At 69.9% G+C, this 26,443-nt stretch carries 17 protein-coding genes; 9 read left to right on the top strand and 8 right to left on the bottom strand.

Features of this window, described 5'->3' with window-relative positions; translation table 11 throughout:
* Position 1 precedes the first annotated feature (1 nt).
* On the top strand, positions 2–664 hold the full coding sequence (locus ACFOD4_RS08765) for a YggS family pyridoxal phosphate-dependent enzyme (RefSeq protein WP_379595648.1): 663 nt from the start codon (positions 2–4) through the stop codon (positions 662–664).
* A gap of 27 nt (positions 665–691) precedes the next feature.
* On the opposite strand, the gene ACFOD4_RS08760 is transcribed toward ACFOD4_RS08765, so the two are convergent.
* Together ACFOD4_RS08760 and ACFOD4_RS08755 are read right to left on the bottom strand one after the other, a co-directional pair.
* The gene (locus ACFOD4_RS08760) at positions 692–1,582 is read right to left on the bottom strand and encodes an alpha/beta hydrolase (protein WP_379595647.1); all 891 of its coding nucleotides are present in this window, start codon (positions 1,580–1,582) and stop codon (positions 692–694) included.
* A 68-nt stretch (positions 1,583–1,650) separates the two neighbouring features.
* Positions 1,651–3,291, bottom strand: a complete 1,641-nt coding sequence (locus tag ACFOD4_RS08755) for an ABC transporter substrate-binding protein (protein ID WP_379595646.1) — start codon at positions 3,289–3,291, stop codon at positions 1,651–1,653.
* 126 nt (positions 3,292–3,417) lie between these two features.
* Here ACFOD4_RS08755 and ACFOD4_RS08750 point away from each other — a divergent pair, with 126 nt between their 5' ends.
* The 3 genes from ACFOD4_RS08750 (at position 3,418) to ACFOD4_RS08740 (ending at position 6,761) form a co-directional block, all read left to right on the top strand.
* Entirely contained in the window at positions 3,418–4,764 is a 1,347-nt protein-coding gene (locus ACFOD4_RS08750; RefSeq protein ID WP_379595645.1) for an LLM class flavin-dependent oxidoreductase, read from the top strand.
* Positions 4,765–4,881: 117 nt separating this feature from the next.
* Positions 4,882–5,865, top strand: coding sequence for a Bug family tripartite tricarboxylate transporter substrate binding protein (locus tag ACFOD4_RS08745; RefSeq protein WP_379595644.1), 984 nt, complete (start codon positions 4,882–4,884; stop codon positions 5,863–5,865).
* Between the two features lie 65 nt (positions 5,866–5,930).
* Complete coding sequence (locus ACFOD4_RS08740) at positions 5,931–6,761, top strand: NADPH-dependent oxidoreductase (protein WP_379595642.1); 831 nt, start codon at positions 5,931–5,933, stop codon at positions 6,759–6,761.
* A gap of 31 nt (positions 6,762–6,792) precedes the next feature.
* On the opposite strand, the gene ACFOD4_RS08735 is transcribed toward ACFOD4_RS08740, so the two are convergent.
* Positions 6,793–7,425, bottom strand: coding sequence for a LysE family translocator (locus tag ACFOD4_RS08735; protein WP_379595641.1), 633 nt, complete (start codon positions 7,423–7,425; stop codon positions 6,793–6,795).
* A gap of 128 nt (positions 7,426–7,553) precedes the next feature.
* Between ACFOD4_RS08735 and pepN the strand changes: the two genes are divergently transcribed.
* The 5 genes from pepN to ACFOD4_RS08710 all read left to right on the top strand — a co-directional run bounded on the left by pepN (position 7,554) and on the right by ACFOD4_RS08710 (position 14,340).
* On the top strand, positions 7,554–10,175 hold the full coding sequence (gene pepN, locus ACFOD4_RS08730) for an aminopeptidase N (protein ID WP_379595639.1): 2,622 nt from the start codon (positions 7,554–7,556) through the stop codon (positions 10,173–10,175).
* 9 nt (positions 10,176–10,184) lie between these two features.
* Positions 10,185–10,865 carry a winged helix-turn-helix domain-containing protein gene (locus ACFOD4_RS08725; RefSeq protein ID WP_379595637.1) on the top strand — a complete coding sequence of 227 codons (681 nt, stop codon included), beginning with the start codon at positions 10,185–10,187 and terminating at the stop codon, positions 10,863–10,865.
* A complete protein-coding gene (locus ACFOD4_RS08720) occupies positions 10,865–12,193 on the top strand; it encodes a sensor histidine kinase (RefSeq protein ID WP_379595635.1) in 1,329 nt (442 codons plus the stop codon). The genes ACFOD4_RS08725 and ACFOD4_RS08720 overlap by 1 nt, the downstream gene beginning before the upstream one ends.
* A 41-nt stretch (positions 12,194–12,234) precedes the next feature.
* Positions 12,235–12,747 (top strand): AAA family ATPase, encoded by a 513-nt coding sequence (locus ACFOD4_RS08715; RefSeq protein ID WP_379595634.1) that lies wholly within the window; start codon positions 12,235–12,237, stop codon positions 12,745–12,747.
* Between the two features lie 93 nt (positions 12,748–12,840).
* Positions 12,841–14,340: a DegQ family serine endoprotease gene (locus ACFOD4_RS08710; RefSeq protein ID WP_379595632.1), complete on the top strand. Its 1,500-nt coding sequence runs from the start codon at positions 12,841–12,843 to the stop codon at positions 14,338–14,340.
* Positions 14,341–14,389: 49 nt separating this feature from the next.
* Here ACFOD4_RS08710 and ACFOD4_RS08705 read toward each other — a convergent pair whose 3' ends face one another.
* The 5 genes from ACFOD4_RS08705 to ACFOD4_RS08685 all read right to left on the bottom strand — a co-directional run bounded on the left by ACFOD4_RS08705 (position 14,390) and on the right by ACFOD4_RS08685 (position 26,401).
* Positions 14,390–15,154 (bottom strand): meso-2,3-butanediol dehydrogenase, encoded by a 765-nt coding sequence (locus ACFOD4_RS08705; protein ID WP_379595630.1) that lies wholly within the window; start codon positions 15,152–15,154, stop codon positions 14,390–14,392.
* 74 nt (positions 15,155–15,228) lie between these two features.
* Entirely contained in the window at positions 15,229–16,539 is a 1,311-nt protein-coding gene (locus ACFOD4_RS08700) for a capsule biosynthesis protein (protein ID WP_379595629.1), read from the bottom strand.
* 76 nt (positions 16,540–16,615) lie between these two features.
* A complete protein-coding gene (locus tag ACFOD4_RS08695; protein WP_379595627.1) occupies positions 16,616–17,764 on the bottom strand; it encodes a GNAT family N-acetyltransferase in 1,149 nt (382 codons plus the stop codon).
* Entirely contained in the window at positions 17,757–19,079 is a 1,323-nt protein-coding gene (locus ACFOD4_RS08690) for an aminotransferase class I/II-fold pyridoxal phosphate-dependent enzyme (RefSeq protein WP_379595625.1), read from the bottom strand. The genes ACFOD4_RS08695 and ACFOD4_RS08690 overlap by 8 nt, the downstream gene beginning before the upstream one ends.
* A complete protein-coding gene (locus tag ACFOD4_RS08685; protein WP_379595624.1) occupies positions 19,076–26,401 on the bottom strand; it encodes an SDR family NAD(P)-dependent oxidoreductase in 7,326 nt (2,441 codons plus the stop codon). The genes ACFOD4_RS08690 and ACFOD4_RS08685 overlap by 4 nt, the downstream gene beginning before the upstream one ends.
* Between the last annotated feature and the right edge of the window lie 42 nt (positions 26,402–26,443).

The following is a 26,443-nucleotide window of genomic DNA, read 5'->3' as shown; positions in this document are numbered from 1 at the left end:
CATGACCTCCATCGCCGAAAATCTCCGCCAGGTGCGCGAGCGTGTTGCCGGGGCCGCGACCCGGGCCGGGCGCGATCCTGCCACCGTGAGCCTGGTCGCCGTGTCCAAATTTCACCCCGCCGAGTCGGTGGCGGAAGCGCTGGCGGCCGGGCAGGTCGTGTTCGGCGAGAACCGCGTGCAGGAAGCCGCGGGCAAGTTCCCGCCGCTGCGTGCGGCGCACCCTTCCCTCCGGCTGCACATCATCGGCGCGCTGCAAACCAACAAGGCGCGGGACGCGGTGCGCATCGCCGATGTCATCGAGAGCCTGGACCGCCCGAAGCTCGCTGCCGCCCTGGCCGAGGCCATCGTGCGGGAAGGCCGCTCGCCCGCCATGCTGGTGCAGGTGAATATTGGCCGGGAGGAACAGAAAGCGGGAATCGATCCCGATGCGCTCGATGACTTCGTGGCCGAATGCCGCGAGGTTCATCGGCTGAAGATCGGCGGCCTCATGTGCATCCCTCCGGCCGAGGACGACCCCGCACCGCATTTCGCCGCCATGGCGGAGGCGGCGTCGCGACTCGGCCTGCCCGTGCTGTCCATGGGAATGAGCGGCGATTTCGAGGCCGCTATCGCCCACGGCGCCACCCATGTGCGGATCGGCACTGCCATCTTCGGCCAGCGCTAAGGGCGGCAAGCGCCGCCCGGCGCAGCCTCAGAGGCTCGACTGCCCGCCCCACTCGGCCAGGATGTTGTCGGGCGGCATGGTGCCCTCAAACCAGAGGCTGGCGCAGACACGCGACATGGCCGCTCCGTCATGGCCGATATGCGGCACGGATTGCAGGCGCCAGCGGCAGGTAATGCCGCGTCGCTCGGCTTCCCGCTGCCCGGCGGCGAGGTAGTGGGCCGCCCGGGCGTACCGATGGGCACCCTGCGCCACCGCCTCCGGGTTGGCCGGCAGGCTGGGCCCTGAGGTTTCGATGTCCTGCTCGCCGGCCAGAAGCAGCAGGGGGTAGGCGAGCAGCGCTTCCACCGCGCCATCCGCGAGGCCGATGCCGCCCATGCCCTCGGGGAAGCGCCGGTCCAGGGTCGGCAGGGTGTACCAGCCCGGATTGCCCACGGCGATGGCCTCGAAACTGGTGAGCGGCTGGGTGGAGGCCAGGCGATGGCCGAACTGCCCGCCCGCCGAATGGCCGAAGAGATGCGCCCGCGCGCGGCGGGTGATGCCAGCCTCGCGCAGCAGGCCGAAAACACGGGCAGGCACCTCGTAGCCCCATTGATGGCGCGGCCGCACGGCCCCGTCCTCGGCCAGGACGTGGCCATTATTATAGAGTGACGCGCCGGGATACTCGTCGTCCCCGAAGGTCGGCGCGACAATCAGCAGCTTGTGCCGATCGGCCGCTGGGATCCAGAAGTCGCGATACTCGTCGCCATTCCGCTTCATCCCATGCTGCACGATCACCACCGGGCTGTCCTCGGTGAAGCCGTTGGGCCGGTAGGTGTGCAGCAACAGTGGGCGGGAAGGGTCGCCCGCCTCGTCGATATAGGGGATGGCCTGCCGGCCCAACGGGGCCAGGGCGGCGGCCAGCGTCTCGGTGAAGCTCATGGAAGGGTTCCTGGACGGTCCTGCGGAAAGGGAGCGGCAAGGCGCCGAAGCACCCCGCCGCCACCGGCTCATTCAGCTGGCCGGATCTCGGCGGCGGCGGTGGTTTGATCCACCCGCCCGCCATAGGCGAGGCCCTTCTTCATGGCCCACACCGCATTCTCGAACTGGATCGGGATCACCGGCATCTCGTCCAGCGCCACCTGGCTGGCCTGGCGCAGCACCGCGTCGCGCTCGGCATCATCCATGGTGGCCATGGCCTTGTGGGTCAGCTCGTCGAAGCGCGGGCTGGAATAGCCGCCGTAATTGCTGGTGCCGACACCCTGGGCACGATCCATGCTGACCAGCCAGTTGCGGAAGAACATCAGCGTCTCGGCGGCATCGGCCGACCAGCCGCCCATGGAGACGGAGAAATCCTTCTTGCCGCGCCGGCCGAAGAACACGGAGGAGGGCATGACGTCCAGCTCCACCTTCACCCCGATCCGGTTCCAGAACTGGGTCAGCACCTGGGCCAGCCGCGCATCGTTGATGTAGCGGTTGTTCGTGGCGTGGAAGGTCATGGAGAAGCCGTCCTTGTACCCAGCCTCGGCCAGCAGCGCCTTGGCCCGCGCCGGGTCATAGGGCAGAACGGGCAGGTCGGCGATGGTGCCGGTCATGCCGTTCGGCAGGTACTGCGTGGCGGGCGTGGCAACACCGTCCATCACGCGACTCTCAATGGCCTTGCGGTCGAGGGCCATGGAAAGCGCCTGGCGGACCCGTGCATCGCGCAGCGGATTCTCACCTTTGCCGCCATTGACGAAGGGGCTGGGGCTGCGGTCGGCGTCGAGCTGGATGAAGATCAGCCGCGTGGTTGGCTTGGCGGCCAGGGTGAAGGCCGGATTGGCGCGGAGCTGCGCCAGGTCGCCCGTTGCCGGGCTCTCGATGACGTCCTGATCGCCGGCCAGCAGGGCGGCCATGCGCGGACCGGCGGCGGTGATGGGCAGCAGCCGCACATGTGCCCAGGCCGGCTTCTGGCCCCAATAGGCATCGTTGCGGTCGAGCAGGATGGCGCCGCCCGGAGTGAAGCTCTTCAGCTTGAAGGGTCCGGTGCCGATGGCGGCGGTGGCGTTGGCGAACTGCGCCGCGGTTGGCCATTCGCCCGCATGGCCGCAAGTGTCGCCCTTGCTGAAATCGAGCTTCGCACCCCCGATCAGGCCCCGGGGCAGGATGGCGACCCGGTTCACGTCGGTCAGCATCAGCGGCTCGGGCGCCTTGGTGGTGATGCGCAGCGTGCGCTCGTCCAGCGCCTCCACATTGGCGAAGCGGCGGACATAGCGCGAGAAGGAGGACACCACCTCGCCCGGATTGTTCAACGTCCGGCAGAAGGAGAACAGCACGTCCGGCGCGCCGAAGGCATCACCATTGTGGAAGGTGACCCCGTCCCGCAGATGGAACACCCAGGTGAGGTCGTCCGTCCGCTCCCAGGAGGTGGCGAGGCCGGGCTTCACCGAAAGATCCGCGTCCACATCCGTCAGTGCTTCGAAGATGTGGTTCTGCAGCGTGGTGTTGGTGGTCATCGAGTAGTTGTGCGGATCGGCCGAAGTCGGCTCGCCGGAGAGCGCCACGCGCAGCGTGCCCCCGGAATTCTGGGCCTGGGCCGCCGGAAGCGGCGCCAGCGCAGCAAGGCCGAGGGCGGCCAGCATGGCGGGAAAGTTCGGACGGCGGGCCGGCATGTCGGTTAGGCTCTCCAGGCTTGGTGATGGCGCGGAAAACACCCGCTCGCGCCAAGGAATGCAACAGGCGCTGGACCGGAAGCAGCGGTTTCCTAGGATGGGTGGGTTTGCCGCCAGGAGAGCCCCGTGCCGCGCCAGATCCGACTGAATGCCTTCGACATGGCCTGCGTCGGCCACATCCAGCAGGGCCTCTGGACGCACCCGCGCGACCGCTCCACCGACTACCACCGGATCGAGCATTGGACCGGACTGGCCCGGACGCTGGAGCGCGGGCTGTTCGACGGGCTGTTCCTGGCCGACGTGATGGGCATCTACGACGTGTTCGGCGGCAGCCCTGATGCGGCGCTGCGCGGTGCCGTGCAGGTGCCGCTGCTGGACCCCGCCGTACTGGTGCCCGCCATGGCGGCGGCGACAACCGACCTCGGTTTTGGCATCACCTGCAATCTCGCCTACGAGCAGCCCTTCCTGTTCGCCCGGCGGATGTCGAGCCTGGATCACCTGACCGGCGGGCGTGTCGGCTGGAACATCGTCACCGGCTATCTGGACAGCGCCGCCCGTGCCATGGGCTTCGACCGGCAGATGGCGCATGACGACCGCTACGACCTCGCGGATGAATACATGGAGGTGGTCTACGCGCTGTGGGAAGGCAGCTGGGCGGATGGCGCGGTACGGGCCGACCGCGCGGGCGGCCTCTACGCCGATCCCGCCCTGGTCAGGCCTGCTCGGCATCACGGGCGGCAATTCCGAATGGAGGCGATCCATCTCTGTGAACCCTCGCCTCAGCGCACGCCGCTTTTGTTCCAGGCCGGCGCATCGGAGCGCGGCCGGCGCTTCGCCGCGACCCATGCGGAATGCGTCTTCGTCAATGGCGGGCCGGCGCCTGCGGTCGCGGCCCTGGCCGCCGACCTGCGTGCCCGCGCCGCCGGGCGCCCGCTGCAGATCCTGATGGGGGCCACCGTGGTGACGGGCCGCACCGAGGCCGAGGCGCGCGACCGGCTGGAGGATTACCGCCGCCATGCCAGCGTCGAGGGTGCGCTTGCCCATGCCAGCGCCTCCCTCGGGATCGACTTCGCCCGCTTCGGCATGGATGAGCCGGTGGGCGGCGCGGAAAGCCAGGCGATCCAGTCCAACATCGCCGGGCTGCAACGCGCCGCAGGCGGCGTGCTCACCAAGCGCTGGCTGATCGACAGCTTCATTCTCGGCAGCCGGCAGAAGCCGCTGGTCGGCTCCGGCGCCCAGATCGCGGAGGCGCTGATCGGACTGACGGAGGCGGCCGACATTGACGGCTTCAACCTGTCCCGCACCGTGATGCCGGAAGGGTTGGAGGATTTCGTTGATCTGGTGGTGCCTGAATTGCAGGCGCGCGGTGCCTTCAAGACCGAGTACGCGCCCGGCCCCTGGCGACAGAAGCTGTTCGGGGCGCCGCGGCTGCTGGCGCCGCATCCGGCGGCAGCGGCCCGTCACCCCGGCTGAAGCGATAAAACCGCTTGGCGGAGCAGGGAAGCGCCGTCAGGCTGTCCGGATTCAAGCAAGAAGGCCGGGGCACGAGCACCCGGCGATGTGGGAATGACCCAGGAGGAAAAGACAGGAATGCCGACACGCCGTCGCGTGCTGGGCGGGATCGCCGCCTCGTGCCTCCCCGCCACCCTAGCCGGCCCCGCCCTGGCCCAGGCTGATTTCCCAAACCGTGCCGTCTCCATGCTGGTGGGGTTCGCCCCCGGTGGCGGCACAGACATCGTTGCCCGGCTGCTGTCGCCTTCCCTACACAAGCGGCTGGGCCAGCCGGTCACGGTGGAGAACCGCCCAGGGGCCAGCGGCACCGTGGCCGCGGCCAATGTCGCGCGCGCGCGGCCCGATGGCTACAGCGTGCTGATGGGAACGGTCAGCACGCAATCAGTGGTCGCGCCGCTGATGCGCCCGCCGCCCTACGATCAGATGAAGGATTTCACCCCCATCACGCTCGCCGGCACTGTGCCACTGGTGGTGATGGTGCCGAAGGATGCGCCCTACCGCGACCTGAAGGGGCTGATCGAGTATGCCCGCGCGCATCCGGGCAAGCTCAACTACGCCTCCTCCGGCGTCGCGACGCAGCAGCATCTGGCGGCCGAGATGCTGAGCCAGGCCGCCGGCATCTCCATGACCCATGTGCCCTACCGCGGCACCGGCCAGGTGGTGAACGACCTTCTGGCCGGCACGCTCGACCTCGCCATCGATACCTTGCCCACCCACCTGCCGCACATCCGCGCGGAGGCGACGCGGGCCCTGGCCGTCACCACGCCGCAGCGCGTGCCGGCCTTGCCCGACCTGCCAACCGTGGCCGAGATGGGTTTCCCCGGCTTCGACACGGTGGTCTGGTACATGCTGCTCGGTCCCGCCGGCCTGCCCGGGCCGGTGACGGAGAGGCTGAGCCAGGCGATGCGAGACAGTCTGGCCGAGCCCGATATCCGCAAAAGGCTGGAGGAGAACGGCTACATTCCCGGCGGCGGCACGCCCGAAGATGCGGCCACCCTGGTCCGCACCGATGCCGAGCGCTACGGCGCGCTGGTGCAGAAGACGGGCATCCGGATCGACTAGGGCCACGACGGGGCGGAAAGCGCAGCCCCTCGACCAGCCGGCCAGGGGCGGGCAGGATGCGGGGCATGAGCACCGATCAGCTTCAGGCCTATGCCGCCCGCTATGGCGAGGCGGCTATCCCCGCCGGCGCCGGAAGCGGCCCCTGGAACCCGGTCATCGCCGGGCTTCTGGCGCACCGCTCCGTGCGCGCCTATCGACCCGATCCGCTGCCGGCCGGCACGCTGGACATGCTGGTGGCCACCGCGCAATCCGCCGCCACCTCCTCCAACATGCAGAGCTGGTCCGTGGTCGCGGTGACCGATGCCGCCACCAAGGCCGCGATGGCGGATGTGGCGGGCGGGCAGCGGCATATCGAGCAATGCCCGCTCTTCCTGGTGTTCCTGGCCGACCTGTCGCGGCACGAGCGGCTGGCGGCGGAGGAAGGCGCGGCGCTGGAGGGGCTGCCCTTCCTGGAAACCTTTCTGGTGGCCGCACTGGATGCCGGCTTGGCGGCGCAGAACGCCGTGGTGGCGGCGGAGTCCATCGGCCTGTCCACCGTGTATATCGGCGCGCTGCGCAACAATGTGGAGCGGGTGGCAGAGCTGCTGAACCTGCCGCCCGGCGCTGCCGGGGTGTTCGGCCTTTGCGTCGGTTATGCCGATGAGGCACGCTCCGCCGAGGTGAAGCCGCGCCTGCCGCAGCCCGCCGTGCTGCACCGGGAGCGCTACGACGCAGCGGGCGAGCCCGTGCACCGTGCCGCCTATGACCAGGCCCTGGCCAGCTTCAGTGCCCGGCACGAGATGAGCGCCTATCGCTGGACCGATCGAGCCCTGTCGCGCTGGGGCAGGATTGCCTCCCTGCACGGGCGGGACGGGCTGAAGCAGGCGCTGCGGCGTCTGGGTTTCCCCCTGCGCTAGGGGGCAGCGCCGGCCCTGGCCTTCCGCGGCGTCACCGCCGCTCGTCCAGCACCAGCCGCAGCGCCAGCCCGGCAAACACCACGCCCAGGAAGGCCTGGGAGAACCGGCGGAAGCGCCCGCGCCCGGACAGGCGCAGCGCCATCCGGCTGGCCGCCAGGATGACCAGACCGTTCACGGCCAGCCCGATAACGTTCAGCACGGTGGCCAGGACCAGGATCTGCAGGGTGACGGAACCGGCCTCAGGGCGCAGGAACTGTGGAAACAGGGCGAGCACGAACAGCGCCACTTTTGGGTTCAGCAGGTTGGTCAGCAAGCCCTGCCTGAACATCCGCCCCGCCGAATGGCGGGGCGCGGAATTCGTCGGCCGCGCCGTGGCTTCTCCCGACCGGAAGGCCTGCCAGGCCAGGAACAGCAGGTAGGCCGCCCCGGCATAGCGCAGTGCGTCGTAAGCGATGGGCACGGCGAGAAAGAGCTGCGACAGCCCCAGCGCTGCCGCCAGGGCGTGGCAGAACAGGCCGGTCTGGATGCCGGCTAGTGAGGCGAAGCCGGCCGCACGTCCCTGGCTGGCGCTGCGCGAGGCCACCAGAAGCATGTCGGGCCCTGGCGTGACGGCCAGCGCCAGCGAAGCCAAGGCGAACACGAAAAGAGTTGAGAGCTCCGGCATGACGCGTCCCTGCAAAGCCGGGAGCTTACCGCATCGGCCCCGCCGTTCCAGAACTCCGTGCCGGTCTGGCCGCGGCGCCGGGGCGGGTCCATAGTCGAGGGCCAGTTCCGCATGCGTGAGGGCGAGACATGACCACCGCCGAAACCACTCCCCCGCCCACCATCCGCCGCGAGGATTACCGCCCGCCCGCCTTTCTGGTCGACAGCGTGGAGCTGCACCTGGCCCTGCACCCCGGCGCCACGCGGGTAACGGCCAGCCTGACCATGCGCCGCAACCCGGCGGCCGCACCCGCCGCCGATCTGGAGCTGGATGGCGAGGCGTTGACGCTGATCTCCTCGGCGCTGGATGGGGCGCCGCTGGAACCGGGCCGGCTGGCAAGGCTGCCGGGTGGCGGCCTGCGCATCGCGGGAGTGCCTGATGCCTTCACCCTGAGGACCGAGGTGGAGATATCGCCCGAGGCCAACAGCGAGCTCTCCGGCCTTTATTTGTCCGGCGGCAACTACTTCACGCAGTGCGAGGCCGAAGGCTTCCGCCGCATCACCTTCTTCCCGGACCGTCCCGACGTGATGGCGCGCTACACCACCACGATCGAGGCCGAGCGCGCCGCCTGCCCCGTGCTGCTGTCCAACGGCAATCCGGACGGTGCGGGCGAGCTGCCCGATGGCCGGCACTGGGCGCGCTGGGTCGATCCGCACCCCAAGCCCTCCTACCTGTTCGCCGTGGTCGCCGGCGATCTGGTGGCGGCGCGGGACAGCTTCACCACGCAGTCCGGCCGCGATGTCGCCCTGGCCATCTATGTGCGGCGCGGCGATGAGGACGCCTGCGGCCACGCGATGGATTCGCTGAAGCGCTCCATGAAGTGGGATGAGGATACCTACGGCCTCGAATACGACCTCGACGTGTTCAACATCGCCGCCGTGTCCGACTTCAACATGGGCGCGATGGAGAACAAGGGCCTCAATGTCTTCAACACCAAGTACATCCTGGCGCGGCCGGAAACGGCCACCGACACGGATTACGAGGGCATCGAGACCGTTGTGGCCCACGAGTACTTCCACAACTGGACCGGCAACCGCGTCACCTGCCGCGACTGGTTCCAGCTCTCGCTGAAGGAAGGGCTGACGGTGTTCCGCGATCAGCACTTCTCCGCCGATCAGGGCTCGGCCGCGGTGAAGCGCCTGTCCGACGTGCGTCGCCTGCGCGCGGCGCAGTTTCCCGAGGATGCCGGGCCGATGGCGCATCCCGTGCGCCCGGATTCCTATGTCGAGATCAACAACTTCTACACGGCGACCGTGTACCAGAAGGGCGCCGAGGTGGTGCGGATGATGCGCGCCCTGATCGGCGAAGCGGCCTTCCGGCGCGGCATGGATCTCTACATCCAGCGTCATGACAACCAGGCCGTCACCATCGAGGATTTCGCCCAGGCGATGCAGGACGCCTCGGGCGTCGATCTTTCGCGGTTCCGCCGCTGGTACGGGCAGGCGGGCACGCCGGAGCTGCGCGTGCGCGACGCCTTCGACCCGGCGAGCGGCCGCTACACGCTGACTTTGTCCCAGTCGACCCCGCCCACACCCGGCCAGCCGGAAAAGCTGCCGGTTCCCATTCCCGTCCGGATGGGGTTGATCGGTGCCGACGGCGCCGAGTTGCCGGGTGCCGGGGTGCTGCTGCTGGAAGAAGCGGAACAGGATTTCACCTTTGATGGACTGGCTTCCCGACCGGTGCCCTCGCTGCTGCGCGGCTTCTCGGCCCCGGTGCGGCTGAGCGGCCTGTCGCTGGAGCAGCTCGGCTTCCTGGCCGCCCATGACAGCGACCCCTTTGTTCGTTGGGATTCCGGTCAGCAATATGCGGTGGCCGAGATGCTGCGCATGGTGCAGGAATTCCGGGCCCAGAAGCCGCTGGCCCTGCCCGAGGGCCTCGCCTCCAACATCTCGGCACTGCTGGACGGCGCAGCCGATGACCCGGCCTTTGCCGCCGAGGCGCTGGTGTTGCCATCGGAGGACTTCGTCGCTGACCAGATGGACACGGCCGATCCCGAGGCGGTGCATGCCGTGCGGCAATTCCTGCGTGCGAGCCTGGGGACGCGTTTCATGGCACGGTTCGCCGCGCTGCACGATGAACTCAGGGATGCAGGGCCTTACAGGACCGACGGCATCTCCACCGGTCGCCGGGCGCTGCGCAACACGGCGCTGTCCTATATCGGCCGCGCGGAAGGCGGCGACGGCATCGCACGCGCTGCGCGGCAATTCGAAACCGGCGGCAACATGACCGATGTGCTGTCGGCGCTGCGCGTGCTGGCGGATTCCGACGCACCAGAGCGCGAGACTGCACTGGCCGCCTTTCATGCGCGTTGGCGCGGCGATGACCTTGTGCTGGACAAATGGTTCACCATCCAGGCCATCTCCAGCCGCGAAGACACGCTGCGGGTCGTGGAGGATCTTCTGCAGCACAGGGATTTCGACCTGCGCAACCCGAACCGCGTTCGGGCCCTGGTGGGCGCCTTCGCCGCCGGCAACCCAGCCCGGTTCCACACCGCCTCCGGGGAAGGCTACCGCTTTCTGGCCGACAGCGTCATCGCGCTGGATGCGGTGAACACCCAGGTCGCGGCACGCATGGTCGGCCCGCTGGCCCAGTGGAAAAGGCAGGACGCGGCGCGTGGGGCCATCATGCGCGAGGAATTGCGGCGCATCCTGGCGCGTCCCGGCCTGTCCAAGGGAACTTACGAAAAGGTTTCCAAGGGCCTCGCGGCCTGAGGCATCCCCATGCGCATCCTGGTGATCGAGGACGATGCGGCCACGGCCGACTACATCGCCAAAGGCTTGCGGGAGGAGGGCCATGTGGTGGACCTCGCCCGCACCGGCCGCGACGGGCTGTTCCTGGCGCTGAACGAGAGCTTCGAGGTCATCGTCACCGACCGCATGCTGCCGGGACCGGACGGCATCGCCATCCTGCGCGCCATCCGTGCCTCGGGCATCACGACGCCCGTGCTGGTGCTGACGGCCCTGGGTGAGGTGGACCGCAAGGTGGAGGGGCTGGAAGCCGGCGCCGACGATTACCTCGCCAAGCCCTTCGCCTTTGCCGAGCTTCGCGCGCGGCTGCGCGCCCTGGCCCGCCGTCCGGCAACATCGGCCGAGCCGACCGAGCTGGCCGTGGGGGACCTCCGCATGGACCTGCTGCGCCGGCAGGTTACGCGCGCGGGCCAGGCCATCGAGCTGCTGCCCACCGAGTTCCGGCTGCTGGACTACATGATGCGTCATCCCGGTCAGGTGCTGACCCGTACCATGCTGCTGGAGAAGGTGTGGGATTTTTCCTTCGATCCCACCACCAACGTCATCGACGTGCATGTCAGCCGGCTGCGGCGCAAGCTGGAGGCCGGAGGCGACAAGCCGATGATCCACACGGTGCGCGGCGCGGGCTACATCCTCGCAGCACCCGAGAGCTGATGAATTTTCTTCGCAGCTTTGCCCCGCGCGTCGCGCTGCTGATGGGCGCGGTTGTTTTGGCGGCCTCCATGTTGGGTGCGGGATGGGGCTGGCTGCGGGCGCAGCAAGCGCTTCGGCAGCAGCTCGACCTGGTTCTGGCCGCCGAGATCGAGGGCTTGCTGCGCGATCATGAAAGCTACGGACTCCGTGGCCTGGCGGAGGCGGCCACCTTCTATGGGCGTCGCGGCGGGCCACTGCAGGTGCTGCTGCTGGCGCCGGACGGGCAACCGCTCGCGGGCCGGATGGATTCGGCGCCGGCACGGCTGCGCGGCTTCGTGACGCTGGAGGGCGAAGCCGGGCGGAGGCGCGCGCTCGGCGCGGTGCTGCGCGACGGCACCAACCTGATCGTGGCGGCTGAGCTGGCCCCTGTGGATCGCGCTGCCGCCACCTTGGCCTGGACCCCACCGGTCGCCGCCGCCCTGGCGGCGCTGCTGGCGCTGGCCGCCGCCTTCCTGGTGGCGCGGCGGCTGGAGCGGCGCCTGGCTGGCATCAGTGGCGCGGCGCAGGCGGTGATCGGCGGCGATCTTTCACGGCGCCTGCCCGTCTCCGGACGCGGCGACGAATTCGACCGGCTGGCGGAGACGATCAACGCCATGCTGGCTCGGATCGAGACGCTGGTGGCCGAGCTGCGCCAGGTCACCGACGACGTGGCGCATGACTTGCGCTCACCGCTGTCGCGCCTGCGGCAGAAGCTGGAGGCGGCCCTGGCTGCACCGCGCGAGGCAGCCGCCGACACCACCACCCTGGAAGCCTCCATTGCCGAGCTCGACGCGACCTTGAACACCTTCGCCGCCCTGCTGCGCATCGCTCGTGCCGAGGCCGGGGCTGGGCGCGAAGGCTTCGCATCCCTGGACCTTTCGGCTTTGGTTGCAGAAATGGCCGAGATCTACGGCGCCGTCGCCGATGAAAGCGGACGGGTGCTGGTGGCGGAGGTTGCGCGGGAGATCGACATCGCCGGCAGCGCCGCCCTGCTGCGCCAGGCGATCGCCAATCTCCTCGACAACGCCCTGCATCATGGCGAGGGACGCATCCGGCTGGCGCTACTTCCCGGGCCGATGCTCTCCGTGAGCGACGAGGGACCAGGCATCCCGGAGGCCGAACGGGAAAAGGTGCTGCGCCGCTTCTACCGGCTCGACCGCAGCCGCAATGCCCCAGGCAACGGCCTTGGGCTCGCCCTGGTGGCTGCCATCGCTCATCTGCACGGCGGAAAAGTCTCGTTGCATGAGGCGGGAAAGGGCACCAAGGTTGTGCTGGAGCTGGGCTCCGCCGCGCCGCCTCCGCCCGGCTGAGGGGGCCTGTCAGGAACGCCGCCAGAAAACGGGGAGGCGCCATGCTGCTGGTGTTCGGAGGGTTGCCCGGGGTGGGCAAGACCAGCATCGCCAGCCGCATCGCACGCAGCGAGCCCGCAGTGTTTCTGCGCATCGACACGATCGAACAGGCCATGCAGGACGCAACCGGCGCCGATCCCGGTGCGGCAGGCTACTACGTCGCCTATGAGCTGGCGGCGACGCAGCTTCGCATGGGGCTGAAGGTCGTGGTCGATTGTGTCAATCCGCTGCCGGTGACCCGCGCCGCATGGCGGCAGGTCGCTTCGCGCGCCGGCTGCGCCATGCTGGAGATCGAGGTGGTGTGCAGCGACACCTCCGAGCATCGTCGCCGCGTCGAACGGCGCGCCGGCGATATTCCGCATCTCGCGCCGCCCGACTGGGCTGACGTGCAGGCGCGCGGCTACGTTCCGTGGCCGGAGGCGCATCTGGTGCTGGATACAGCCACCCTGGCGGTCGAGGACGCGGTGGAGCAGGTGCGGCAGGCCATGCGGAACAGTCTGAAAACTCTTTCATGATCCTGTCGGGGGACCTCCACGGGTCTGCTTGCAGAGTGCAGGAACAGCGGCGGGTCCTTGTCGGTCCGTCGTCCCCGCACAGGAACCGCCATCATGAGCACTCCCAGCAAACGCCGCCGCAACGCCGCCTTCGCCGCCCTGCTGATGGCCGGCACCGCACTGGGCGGTACGGGCCTGTGGTTCGCCGCGCCGCAGGCGGCCCAGGCGCAGGATGCCCAGCATCAGGGCGCCATCAACCCATCCGCCGTTTCGGCGCCCCGGGCGGCGTTGCCGGGCTTCGGCGACCTTGTGACGCAGGTGAAGCCCGCCGTGGTCACCATCACCGCCACCGAGAACGCGCGGCCCGAGCAGACTTCCTCTCCCTTCCCAGAGGGCTCGCCCCAGGACCGCATGTTCCGCCGCTATTTCGGGCAGGATGACGGGCCATCCCGCAAGGCGCAGGCGCTGGGCTCCGGTTTCCTAATCGATGCGGAAGGGCATGTCGTCACCAACAACCACGTGGTCGATGGCGCCACCGCCGTGACCGTTACCCTGGAGGATGGCCAGGAGCTGAAGGCCGAGATCGTCGGCCGCGATCCGCGCACCGACCTGGCCCTGCTGAAGGTGGAGGCCGGAAAGCCCTTGCCCTTCCTGAACCTTGGCGATTCGGATGCCGCCCGTGTTGGTGACTGGGTGGTGGCGGTTGGCAATCCCTATGGCCTGGGCGGCACGGTCACGGCTGGCATTGTCTCGGCACGCGGGCGCGACATCCACAGCGGTCCCTATGACGACTTCCTGCAGATCGACGCTTCCATCAATCGCGGCAACTCCGGTGGCCCGCTCTTTGCGCAGGATGGTTCGGTGATCGGCGTCAACACCGCGATCTTCTCCCCTTCCGGCGGCTCGGTCGGCATCGGCTTCGCCATTCCGTCAAACATGGTGAAGAGCGTGGTCGCTCAGCTTGAAGCCAGCGGGCATGTGCAGCGCGGCTTCCTCGGTGCCACCACGCAGCCGGTGGATGCGACCCTGGCGGAAGCGCTGAGCCTCGGGAAAAGCGAAGGTGCGCTGGTGGCACAAGTGCAGGCGAACAGCCCGGCTTCCCGCGCCGGCCTCAGGCCTGGCGATGTGGTGACGGCGGTGGGCGACACGGCGGTGAAGTCGCCGCGTGACCTCGCACGGGCCGTCGCCGACCTGGCACCGGGCACGGAAACCAGCCTCACCGCCCTGCGCGAGGGCAGCACGGAGCGGCTCAAGGTGAAGCTGGCCGCGCTGCAGGAGGACAAGGGTGCGGGCCTGGCCGGAGAGGAACAGCGCCAGGGGCATGCGCGTCTCGGCGTCGGCCTGGCCACGGTGGAACAGGCGCAGCACGCGGGCGCCGACATCCCCGCTGGCACAAAAGGCGCCGTGATCGCCCAGGTGCAGCCAGGCAGCCCCGCCGAGGATGCCGGGCTGCGGCCAGGCGACGTGATTCTGGGCGTCGGCAACAAGCCGGTGCAGAGCCCTGACCAAGCCGTCAGCACCATCCGCTCGGCCAGGGGCGATGCGCTGGCGCTGCAGATCCTTCGTGACGGTCAGCACGCCTATGTGGCGGTGAGGGCGCCGCAGAAGGGCTGAAGAAGGATGGACGGGGGCGGTGCCCCCCCAGTCCGCCCGCAGGGTAACTTCAGGCCTGGGGCGGCTGGCCGTTGGAAGCCATCAGCCCGCCATCCACCGGCAGGTTCACCCCTGTCACGAAGCGCGCATCCTCGCTGGCCAGGAACAGGATTGGCCCGGCAATGTCGTCAGGCATCGCGGGCGCGCCGAGCGGCATGCGCTCGCGGAACTTCGCCACCAGCTTCTCGTCCGCCAGCATCTCCTCCGTCAGTTCAGAGGCGGTGAAGCTCGGGTTCACCGCGTTCACCCGTACGCCGGCAGGGCCAAGGTCCAGCGCCATGGCGCGCGTCAGGTTGGTCACCGCACCCTTGGCGGCGTTGTAGGCGCTCATGCCCCAATCTCCGCCCAGGCCGGAAACAGAAGAAACATTGACAATGCTGCCACGGCTCTTCTTCAGCTCCGGCAAGGCTGCCTTGCTGCACAGGAACACGCCGTCCACATCGGTGGCCATGACCTTGCGCCAGTCTTCCAGGCTGATGTCGTCGACCGGACCCATCACGGCGATGCCAGCATTGTTGACCAGCACGTCCAGCCGCCCGAAGCGCCGCAGCGTGGCGTCGATCAGTTCCTGAACCTGCGCCGGATCCGAAACATCCGCCGCGTGCAGCAGAGTACGCTCAGGGTCCAGGCCTCGCGCCGCCTTTTCCAGCTTGCCGGCGGTGCGGCCGCTCAGCACCACCATCGCGCCCTCTGCCGAGAAGCGCCGCGCCGCGCCCTCGCCAATGCCCGAGCCCGCGCCAGTGACGATCACCACCTTGCCGTCGAACCGTGCCATGCGCGTTCTCCCTTCTGCGTTGTTGCAATGCAGCGAAGAACGTGAGGCATGGCGGGAAGTTTGCCTTGGGCGACTCAGCCCGCCGCGGCAGTGCCCACCATGGCGGGGTCGCTGGGATACAGCGTTTCCGGATCGGGCCGGTTCAGCAGATCCAAATGCAGGCGCCGCACCGCGGCCTTGACCGCCACATCCAGGCCGGGACGATTGTAGTAGACGCCGCGAATATGGAGCGAATGCGCGATGCAGCGCAGGAAACCCTCGCGCAGCGCCATATCGGGCGGCGTCGCCTCGGTCCAGAACCGGTCCAGCGGGCCGGAGAAGACCAGGCCGGGGATGCGGTACAGTGCCTCTCCCAGTGCAAAGGTGGGCGTGTGGTCGATGATCGAGCGCAGCCCCACGGTGCTGTTCACCGTCACCGTGCCCTGCACCTGCTCGACGATGGCGCCCAGATTGCCGCCGCCGAGATAGTGCATCCGCCCTTCAAGTCCGTACTGGCGGGCAATGCGGCGGGAACGGCGCTTCCAGTTCTTCATGCCGGGATCGAGAGGATGCACCTTCACCAGCAGATGCGCGTCGGGCGGCGCGTGGCCGGCGAAGCTCGCCGCCACCTCGTGCAGCACGGTGTCGAGGTCGCGGTAGCGCGAATAAGCACGGATGGAGAAATCCGTTTCCATCTGCATGGCCATCAGGAATAGGGGCCCGCGCCCCGTGAGCCGCCTCAGGATCTCGTCAGAGCGGCGGTTGTAGCTGCTCCGCCGCAGCAGCCGGCGCGCCATGCCGAGATAGGTCAGGATGGGATTGTAGAGTTGATGGTTTTCGTAGTGGGGAAACGGCCAGGGCAGCAGGACGCTGAGGTGGTACACCATGTCCCAGAAAGCCTGCTTGCGGAAATCGTCGCGGTGGTGGACCTGCAGGTCGGGCGGCGGCAGGGTGGCGCCGGTGCGCACGATTTCCTCCGGATCGCGCGTGAAACGGGAGGCGGCATTCATGCCGTCGCGCTCAAGCACGATCCAGTCGGGGCGAATATAGCCGAAATCGGTAACGGCCACGCGGATGCCGCGCGCATCGGCCGCAGCGATGGCCGCCTTGTTGTAGGAGCGCTGCTCGCCCAGCAGCACCAGGTCGGTGACGCCATGGCGGTCCATGAAGCCGGCGACGAAGTCCGGCCATCCGGCGGCGCGGCCGCGAAAATCCACCCCACCGGGGCCGCGCCAGAAGAGCCTGTCGCCCAGATTGAGGTTGATCCGGTGCACCTTGTGGCCGAGCGTCCGCAGACCCCTGCCCACTTCGTCGAAAAAGGGCGAGATCGGCCCCTGCAGGAACAGAAAGCATTTGGGCGGAACGGCAGGATCGCCCGCGGGCAGTGCCGTGGCGCGCATTGTCATGCGGTCGATCCGCGAAGGGTCTTTGGCAGGGCCATGCATTTTGCGGAATGGTTGAAAGCCGCCAGGGCTGGCGGTGTCAATCGGAATGCTTAACGGGATCCGGCGGCAGGGCGTCGGCCCACAGCCGCCACCGGCCGCTGATCGGCGCCGGCAGCCTGGCCATGGCCTGCAGCATCGGCGCGTTGTGCTCCAGGATCCAGGAAATTTCCAGCCGTTCCCAGCCGCGCCGTTCCGCCCACCCGATGGCGGCGGAAAGCAGCGCACCCATGGCGTGCGCACCGACGGGCGTGCCGCGCCAGCGCTGCCGGATGCCCAGCATCGGCAATCGTGCGCTGCGGGCGCCGCCGCACAGCGCGCGCAGCATCCCGGCCCAGCCGAAGGGCAAGAGCCGCCCCTGCAGCGCCGCCGCCTGCGGCTCGATATTGGGGATCAGCGAGACGAGGCCGATCGTCTCGCCTTCCCATTCGGCAAAGAACACGGCGCCGGTCAGCAACATCGGGCGCAGCAAACGGGCCATGGTCGCGGCTTCGGCCTCGCTGACTGGCACGGCGCCCCAATTGGCGGCCCAGGCATCGTTGAAGACCTCGCGCACCAGCGCGACTTCGCGCGCCAGATGCCGGGTTTGCAGCCGCCGGATGCGCAGCCCGTCGCGACCGGGCCAGCGTTCCAGCAGCCGCGAGAACCGGGTGCGGTGCGTTTCCCGTGCCAGTTCCAGTGTGCAGGCCAGCACATCCATCTCGCGCCGCAGGCCGTACGCATCCAGCATTCCGGGCAGCCAAGACGGGTTGCGCGGCATGCGTGGCATGGGCAGGCCGCCGCCTTCCACCAGCACGCCGATCTCGTGATTGATGGTGAAGGAGACGGGGCCGCGCATCCGAGCCGCACCGCGGCCTGCCAGCCAGCCCCGCGCCGCGTCCAGCAGTGCGCGGAGCACCGCCGGGTCCTGTTGCAGCGCCAGAAAGCCGAAGCCGCCGACATTGCCTCCGCCCCGCGGCAGCGAAGCCGCGATCCGCCCGGCCGGTTCGCCGTCGCGGAAGGCCAGGAAGCGCGGCACTTCCCACTCGGACAGGGCGGCGTTGAAGCGGGGGTCGAAGATGCGGCGGGTGTCGGCAAAAAGCGGTATCGACCAGCCATCGTCCAGCGTGGCGGGCAGGCGGATAAAGCACTCAGCCTCGGCTGGGGTGGAAACGGAGCGGATCGTCACCGCCCCCGCAGGCTCAGCCAAGGGCGTGGGCATCCACCCGCCCGATGGCGGCCACGGCCTCGGTCAGCAGCGCGGCGGCGCGGTCCAGATCGGCTTCGCTGTGGTCGGCCGAGACAAAGAAGCGGAGCCGCGCCGATTGCTCCGGCACGGCGGGGAACACCACCACCTGGGTCGCCACGCCGCGTTCCAACAGCGCGCCGGCCACCTTCACCGTGCGCACGGAAGAGCCCAGAATCACCGGCACGATGGCCGAACCCTGACTGGCGCCAGTGTTGAAGCCGCGCGCCCTGAGCCGCTCCCTCAGCGCCATTCCGTTGGCCTGCAGTCTCGCCACGCGCTCCGGCTCGGCCCGCAGCACATCGAGCGAGGCCAGGGCCGCGGCGGCCAGCGGAGGCGCCAGCGCCACGGAATAGACCGAGCCCGGGGCTGTGTGGCGCAGCCAATCGATCACCTCCGCCCGCGCGGCGATGTAACCGCCACAGGCCGAAAGCGTCTTGCTCAGCGTACCCATCCAGAGATCGACGCCCACGGGATCGACGTTCTGCGCCTCTGCCACGCCGCGCCCTGTGGGGCCGAGCACGCCCAGTGAATGCGCCTCGTCCACCATCAGCCAGGCATCGTGCCGCCGCGCCATGTCCACGCAGCGCGCAAGGTCCGGGCTGTCGCCATCCATGCTGTAATGGCCCTCCACCAGCAGCATCGCCCGCTGCGCCGCGCGGCGCGACCCCGACAGCTCGCGTGCGGCGGCCTCCATGTCGTTGTGCGCGAAAGGCACGCGGCGGGCGCCCGAAAGACGCACCCCTTCCGTGCAGGAGTTATGGATGGCGGCGTCATGCACCACCACGTCGCGCGGTCCCATGAGGTGGCCGATCACCGTGACATTGGTGGCGTGGCCCGAAACGAATGTGAGCGCCGCCTCCGCCCCGTGCCATTCGGCCAACGCCGCCTCGAGCTTGCCGTGCAGTTCGCGCTCGCCCGAGGTGATGCGCGATGCCGAGGGCGACACGCCAAAACGGTCCACCGCCGCCTTCGCCGCTTCCCGCACACGTGGGTCGCCATTCAGGCCGAGATAGTTGTAGCTGGCGAAGTTGATGACCTCGCGTCCGCCGATCACGCTGTGGGCGCCGGCCAGTCCGTCATGCTGCTGGAAGAGCGGGCTCTGCATCCGCAACTGGTCGAGCGCAGCCTTCAGCAGGCCGAAATCGCGCATGCCGGGGAGTGTCGAGAAATCCCGTGCGCTGCCGGCATCGGGCCGCGATGCCGCCGGGGTGTCCCGCCGCTTCGACAGCCGCGCCAGCAACGCCATGCGCGCCGTGGCAGAAAGGCCGCCGCTCATTCCGCAGCCTCTGCGCGCGGCGGTTCCGTGTCGGCGAGGCCAGCAGCGCTGGGCTCGAACTGCTCCACCAGCCCCGCGACCATTTCCTCAGTGGCGCGATTGCCGGACAGCGCGTCCGCCAGCTTCCGGGACAGCAGATCAATGGTCAGATCCTCCGTGACCGAGGTCAGGGGCACCGCCATGCCAAGCCGCTGCTCCAGAGCACCGCGCAGTTCCATACCTCCCAGGCTGTCGAGGCCGAGCCCCGCGACCGGTGCATCCGGCGGCACCGCCTCCGCGGGCAGGCGCAGGATGCGGCCCACCTCCTCCTGCACCGTTTGGCGCAGCAGCGCGCGCGCCTCTTCGGGGGGGAGGGAGAGGAGGTGGTCGCGCAGCATCCCACCTTCCGGCGCCGCCTCAGCCCGGCCGCGCACGGCATCGAAGAGCGGCTCGGCCAGAATCGGCAACGCGCGCCCCACCTCCCGCCAGCCGATGCGGGCCAGGCCCACCACCGGCTCCCCCGATTTCAGCATAACTGGCAGGGCGGAAAGCGCCTCGGCCGCCGTCATGGCTTCGGTGCCGAGGCGGCGGGCCAGGGTTTCGGCGGTGGCGGCATCGGCGGCCAGCACTCCGGCATCGGCGATCGGGCCCCAGCAGACGGCCAGCGCCGGCAAGCCCTCGGCCTGACGAGCCCGGGCCAACGCTTCCAGCGCCATGTTGGCGGCGACGTAATTGCCCTGGCCAGGATTGCCCATCGCCGTGGTGGCAGAGGAAAACAGCAGGAACAGTGAGAGCGGATCGCGCCGCGTCAGCCGGTCCAGGTTGCGGGCGGCGGACAGCTTGGGCTCCAGCACGGCGGCGAAGCGAGCCGCGTCCAGCGATGCGGCGGCACCGTCATCGAAGGCGGCAGCGGCATGCACCACGCCCACCAGCGGCGGTCCTTCGGCACGGATCTCGATGAGAGCCGCCTCCAATGCCACCGCATCGGCGGCATCGGCCGCGTGCACCGTGGCCCGGGCGCCCAGCGCCGCCAGAGTCGTGACCGCCGCCGCGGCGCCCGGCGCCGTGCCGCCCCGGCGCGACAAAAGGGCCAGGTGGGTGGCGCCGTGGGCCGCCAGCCACTTGGCGCATTCCAGGCCGAAGCCCCCCGTGCCGCCAACCACCAGGATCGTGCCCTGCGGCGGCGTCCATCCGGTGCGTGACGCCTCGGCCGGGATGGCGGGCGGCGTCATCACCAGCTTGCCGATATGGCGGCTGGCCTGCAGGGTGCGGAATGCGGCCTCGGCCTCCGTTGCGGGATGCTCAACGAGGGGGAGGGGACGGAGCTGCCCCGCCGCCATGCGGTCGGCGATGTCCTGCAACAGGCGCTGTGCCAGCTCTGGCCGGGCTTTGGGCAGCTGGTCCACATCGACACCGTGATAGGTCAGGTTGTTGCGCCATGGGCGCAGCCCCACCCGCGTATTCTCGAAGAAGTCGCGCTTGCCCAGCTCGATGAAGCGCCCGAAAGGCGCGACTAGGCCAAGGCTTTGCTCCATCGACTCGCCCGCCAGCGAGTTCAGCACCACATCGACGCCGCGCGGCCAGACGGCGCGCAACCGGTCTGCAAAACCGGGATCTCGGCTGTCCAGCACAAGCTCGGCACCTGCCGCGCGCAGGTAAGCGCGCTTGGCCGCCGAGCCTGCGGTCATCGCGATACGCGCGCCAGCGGCCTGAGCCACCTGCAGGGCGGCGAGCCCGACCGCGCCCGCGCCACCATGAATCAGCACCGTTTCGCCAGGGGCAAGCCGCGCGCAATGCTCCAGCGCATAGACGGCGGTGAGGAAGGCGACCGGCACCGTGGCGGCAGCGGCGAAGTCCAGGGCCTCGGGAAGGCGTACCAGCGCCTCTTCCCGCGTCAGGGCGCGGCTGGCCAAGGCGGAGGGGGCAAAGCCGAAGACCCGCTCGCCAGGGCGGAAGCGGCTTCCAGGGCCAGTACGCTCCACCACGCCCGCCATCTCCATCCCCAGCGTCGGGCCGGCAAACCCGGCCAGCAGCGCTTCCTCCGGCAGCAGGCCCTGGGCCCACATCAGATCACGGAAATTAAGCCCGGCGGCCTCGATCCGCACCGACACCTCGCCGGCGCCTGGCGAGGCAGCTTCGCCCTGCGCCACCCATTCCAGGCTGCTGAGCTGGCCGGGCTGTGCCGCAACGAGGCGGGCCGGACCATGCGGGGTGGCGGGGATGGCCAGTCCCGGACGCAGCCGTGGTACCAGAAGCGCATGAGACCCCAGATGCAGCTCGGGCTCTCCGCCCGGCGCCAGCAGATGCGGCAGCAGGCGGCGCACCGCCTCGGATGGCGACAGCGAGGCGTCCAGGCCAATGCGGCGCGGCGCCAGCCCCGGCATTTCATTGGCCAGCACGCGCATCAGTCCGGCAAGGGCCGCCGCCTCGGGCAGCGTGGCCGCGTCGCCATGGATCAGCGTCAACCCCGCAGCCCGGCCACGCGCCGCCTCGGCCAGCGTAACAATGGCGGCGAGGCCGGCCGGCAGCGACGCCGTGTCCGGTGCGGCCAGCACCAGAAGATGCGCGTCCTCATTCTCGGTGACGCATATTCCGGCCCCTTGCAGCGCGCTGGCGAGGGTGTCGCGCAATGCAGCGCTTCCTTGATCGGCCACCAGCCGGAGGGCTGGAACCGGAGCCACCGGAACAGCCTCGGCCGGATCGGCAAGGGCGGCACGTGCGCCGATCAGCACGGCAGGCCAGGGGGCCGCCGAAAGCGGCGTGACCGAGGGCTCGGCCCAGCCGGATATGGAAGCCAGCCAACCCTGCGCATCCGGCAGCGGCGACGCGCCCTGCCGCCACCAGCCGGTGTCCTGGCCGGAGGCAAAATCCCAGGCGCGGCCTGGAAGCGGCTCGACCAGCAGCAGCGATCCGCCGGGCGCCAGCACGGCAGCGAGCGCCGGCAACAAGGCCGCGCCCTGCTGCCCGCGTGCCGCAGCCGCAAGCCCAACCACCAGATCCACCGGGCCGCAGCCGGGCGGTCCCGCCAACGGGTCCCACGCCTCGTGCGTAAATGCGACGCTTTCAGCATGCGGCGGCTCAATGGCCGCGCGGCTGTCGCCTGGCAGGCCGGCGGCGACGTAGTGGACAGTCAGGCCGCTCCCGCCCAGCACCGCCAGCAGGGCGCGGGTCAGCGGACCGCCATGGGCTCCCAGTTCCAGCACGCGCAGCGGGCGTTCTTTCGGCCAGGCATCGGCGATGGACTCCAGGGCAGCGGCCAGCACGGCGGCCAGGCGGCCGAAGCCGGCAGCCTCGGCGGGCAGGAAAGGCGCGTCGCCGCCGGCAGTGCCTGCGATGACGGCCGGCATGCGCTCTGCGGCGAGCGCCAGCCAGGCCAACTCATGCGCCAGGGCGGGCGACTCCGCCTGCACCGCCTGCCAGATTTCGGAAGGCGCGGGCAGGTCGGCCTCGGGCGGCAGCATCCAACCCTGCGGCGCAGCGGCGGCCAGCCCGTCCTCGGCCAGCATGTGCAGCAGGGCCGAGGCGTAGGGCGTCAACAGGCGCGAGGGAATGATGCCATCCGGACCCGCCATCGGGCGCAGTGCCGCCTGGGCACTGGCCACCAGGTGCCCTTCCAGCAAAAGGGTGGTTTCGCCAAGGTCGAGAGCAGCATCGGCGGTGATGGCGGCCTGCAGCGCCGTTGCCAGATCGGGCGCGACGCCGTTCGTTTCTCTGGCCGCCAGGCCCGGCTGCGCCACCACGCGGAACAAGGATTGCCCCAGTGTGGCACGCGGCTGAAAACGCACGCGCTGCATCCAGCCCTGATCCAGCCAGGCCACCACCTGACCCCCGCCATCACGCAGCGCGAGCTGGTACAAGCCGCTTCGCTCGCCGTTGTGCAGAACACGGATCTCGCCCGTCACCGGCACCGGCGCACCCCGCCGCAACACCAGCCGCCCGAAGCGTACCGGCACGACGGCGCGGCCATCGGCCGCCTCGCCTTCCGATAACAAGCCGACAAGTCCCTGCAGCAATCCGTCGAGACGCACGGGGTGCAGCAGCCAGCCATGCGCATCGGACGGCGCGGTCTCGGGCAGTTGCAGGCGCAGCGCGGCCGCACGGCGGTCGACGCTGAGGCGCGCTTCACGTAGCGCCTGGAAGGCCGGGCCGTAATGCAGGTGGAAGCGCCGGGCGATGGCCAGCGATTCTTCCATGCCCAGGCTGCTGCCGCCCTCCAGCACTGGCGGCACCGGATCAGGCAAGGCGGCGGAGGTGGCTGCGGCGATGTCGCCGCGCATGTGAAGCGTCCAGGGTTCGGCCGACAGGCGCGGGCGGCTTTCCAGCGTCACGCTGTTGGTGCCCGACTCCAGCGTGGTGCGGACCTCTCGCGTGGCATCCACCGAAAGCGGCAGAGCACGCAGGATCTGCACCTCGCGCAGTTCCAGCGCCGCGGCGTCGGGGAAACGCAGGGCGGCCACGGCCAGCGCCATGTCCAGCATGGCGGCCGCCGGCAGCACCGGCTCGCCGCCCAGCTTGTGGTCTGCCAGCCATGGCTCCAAGGCCGTGTCCAGCAGGCGCGACCAGCGCCAGGGCTCGGAGCCCTGCCGGAAGCCCAGCAGCGGATGGTCCTCCGCCGGGTTGGTCAGGCGTGCCGCCTCGGCCGAGGGCGTGAACCAGGCGCGCTGCCGCTCATACGGCGTATGGGGCAGGGAACGCCATTCCGCCGGCCCCTTGGCCGCCGGGCAGAAGGCGCCCTGCGACAGCGCACGGTCGGTCAAGGCCGGAAACGGGTCACCCTCCGGATCGCGGCGCGACAGGCTGGGCATGACCGGCGCCTCCATCCCGGCGGCACGAAGGCTGTCGCGCAGGTAGGATTGCAGAACGGCGTGCGGACCGATCTCGACAAAGAAGCGGGCGCCGGCATCCACCGCGGCCTGCACCGCATCCTGGAAACGCACCGGGTCGCGCAGATTGTGCCACCAATAGGCCGCATCCAGCGCCGTGCCGGCCTGCTTCGTGCCGGTCACGGAAGACAGAAAGCCGAGTTGGCCCGGCGCCGGTTCCAGTCCTGCCAGATCCGCGGCCAGTGCATCCTGCACCGGGTCCATCGCGGCCGAATGGAACGCATAGTCCAGATCCAGCTTCACCGCTGGCCAGCGGCGCGCCTTGGCGGCCGCCACCACCTCGTCGATCGCGGCTTCCGGACCGGCCACCGTGACGGAGTCCGGTGCATTCCGCGCTGCGATCTCCGCGTGCCAGCCCGGGCGGCCGCCATCGGCGGCGTCGAGCAGAGGTTGCACGGCCTTGGCGCCCGCCCCTATCGCTGCCATGCGGCCCACGCCGCGGCGGGCGTGCTGCGCGCGGGAACGCGCGACCACCAGCCGCGCCGCCTGGTCCATTGTCAGGATGCCGGCGGCCCAGGCGGCGGCGACCTCGCCCACCGAATGCCCGAGCACCATGGCAGGCTTCAGACCATGTTCGGCCAGCGCCGCCACCACGCCGCACTGAACCAGGAACAGCAGCGGTTGGGCGTGGTCAGTGCCGGACAGGGCTTCGGCGCCGACGCCCCCGGCCAGCAGGGCAGCGCCGGACCAGCCGGTCAGTGGCGCCAGGGCGCCATCGGCCACCTCCACGGCATGGCGGAAGGCGGCGTTGTGCGCCATCGCCTCCCTCGCCATTCCGGGAAACTGTGCGCCATTGCCGGAGAACACGAAAGCGACCGGGCCGCCGGCGCCGCCGCGAACAACACCCTGGGTGATGCCCTCGGACCGTCCACCGGCGAGCCAGGCGGTGACGAGGCTGCGCGTGTCCTCGCCACGCAGCACCAGCCGGTGCGCATGGAGGTCACGATGATGCAGCGCGCCGCGGCGCTCTGAGGGAGAGGCAGGGCGGGTCTGCCAAGCGGCCGCCAGTGATTTCAGCGCGGCGGCGGAGCGGGCGGTGAGCACGAGGGGCGGCAGCGGCCCGGATTCCGGCTCCTCTGGTCGCAGGGCGCCCGGCCTCGCTGGAGCCGGGCCCAGCAGCACGGAAGCGTTGGTTCCGCCAAACCCGAAACTGTTGACCCCGGCCAGGGCCTTTCCACCCGGCTCCAGCCGCTCCAGCGCCACCGGCACGCGGATGTTCAGCCTGTCGAAGTCGATGTGCGGATTCGGGTTGTTGAAGTGCAGGTTGGGCGGCACGGCGCCGCGCTCCAGCACCAGCATGGCCTTGAGCAGCCCCGCCATGCCGGAAGCGGGCTCCAGGTGCCCGATATTGGTTTTCACCGAGCCTACCCGCAGCGGTGCAGCGCGGTGCTGAGCGAGGGCAGTGCCGATGGCCCAGGTCTCGGCCGGGTCGCCGACCTGGGTGCCGGTGCCGTGCGCCTCGAAATAGGCCAGCTCGGCCGGATCGGCCTGCGCCTGGGCGAAAACGCGCGCCAGCAGAGCCGCCTGCGCTTCCCGGTTGGGCAACGACAGGCCGATGGTGCGGCCAGCGGCATTGGTGCCTGTGGCCAGGATCACGCCGCGCACGGCATCACCATCCGCCAGCGCCGCGTCCAGCGGCTTCAGCACCACGAGCCCGGCACCTTCACCGCGCACATACCCATCCGCCGCCGCGTCAAAGGCCTGGCAACGGCCGCGGGCCGACAGCATCCCGGCCCGGGAGAAGCCGGCAAACGCGAAGGGAGAAAGCAACAACTGCACGCCGCCCACCAGCGCCGCCTCCACCTGCCCGGCGCGGATCGCTGCCACCGCCGCGTCCAGCGCCACCAGGGAGGAGGAGCACGCCGTGTCCACCGTCTGTCCCGGTCCACGCAGGTCGAACACGTTGGTCAAACGGTTGGACAGGATGGACAGGGTGTTGCCCGTCATGAAGTACCGGTCGGTGCCGGCCGGGTCCGACAGGCGCAGCTCCGCATGGTCGGTTGAGGAGCCGCCGACCCATACACCGATGTTGCGCCCCGCGAGGCCGGACGCGGGCCAGCCCGCATCCTCCAGGGCTTCCGACGCGACCTCCAGCAGCAGGCGCTGCTGCGGGTCCATCTCGGACGCTTCGCGCGGGGACAGGCCAAAGGCCGGTGCGTCGAAACCCGTGACATCGCCCAAATGAGCGGCCGCGAAGCTGTAGGACCGGCCCGGCTCGCCCTTGCGGGGATGGTGAAAGGCGGCCTGGGTGAAGCGGTCGGGTGGAAGGGTGCCCACCGCATCGCCACCGCGCGCCATGAGGGACCAGAAGGCCTCCAGGTCCGGCGCACCGGGCAGTCGGCAGGCGGCGCCAACAATGGCGACCGGCATCGCCGGCACCGCCTGTTCACGAGGGGCCCGGGCCTTGCGAACGGAACGGGCGGCACGCGGCCCACCCTGGAGGAATTTTCCCTCGGTCATTCACCTGCTCGGCGGGTCCAGGCTCGGACCCTTGCGTTAGAA

It is taken from the genome of Teichococcus globiformis (assembly GCF_042646265.1).
Classification (GTDB): domain Bacteria; phylum Pseudomonadota; class Alphaproteobacteria; order Acetobacterales; family Acetobacteraceae; genus Pseudoroseomonas; species Pseudoroseomonas globiformis.
This window is presented reverse-complemented; position numbering and strand designations above follow the sequence as displayed.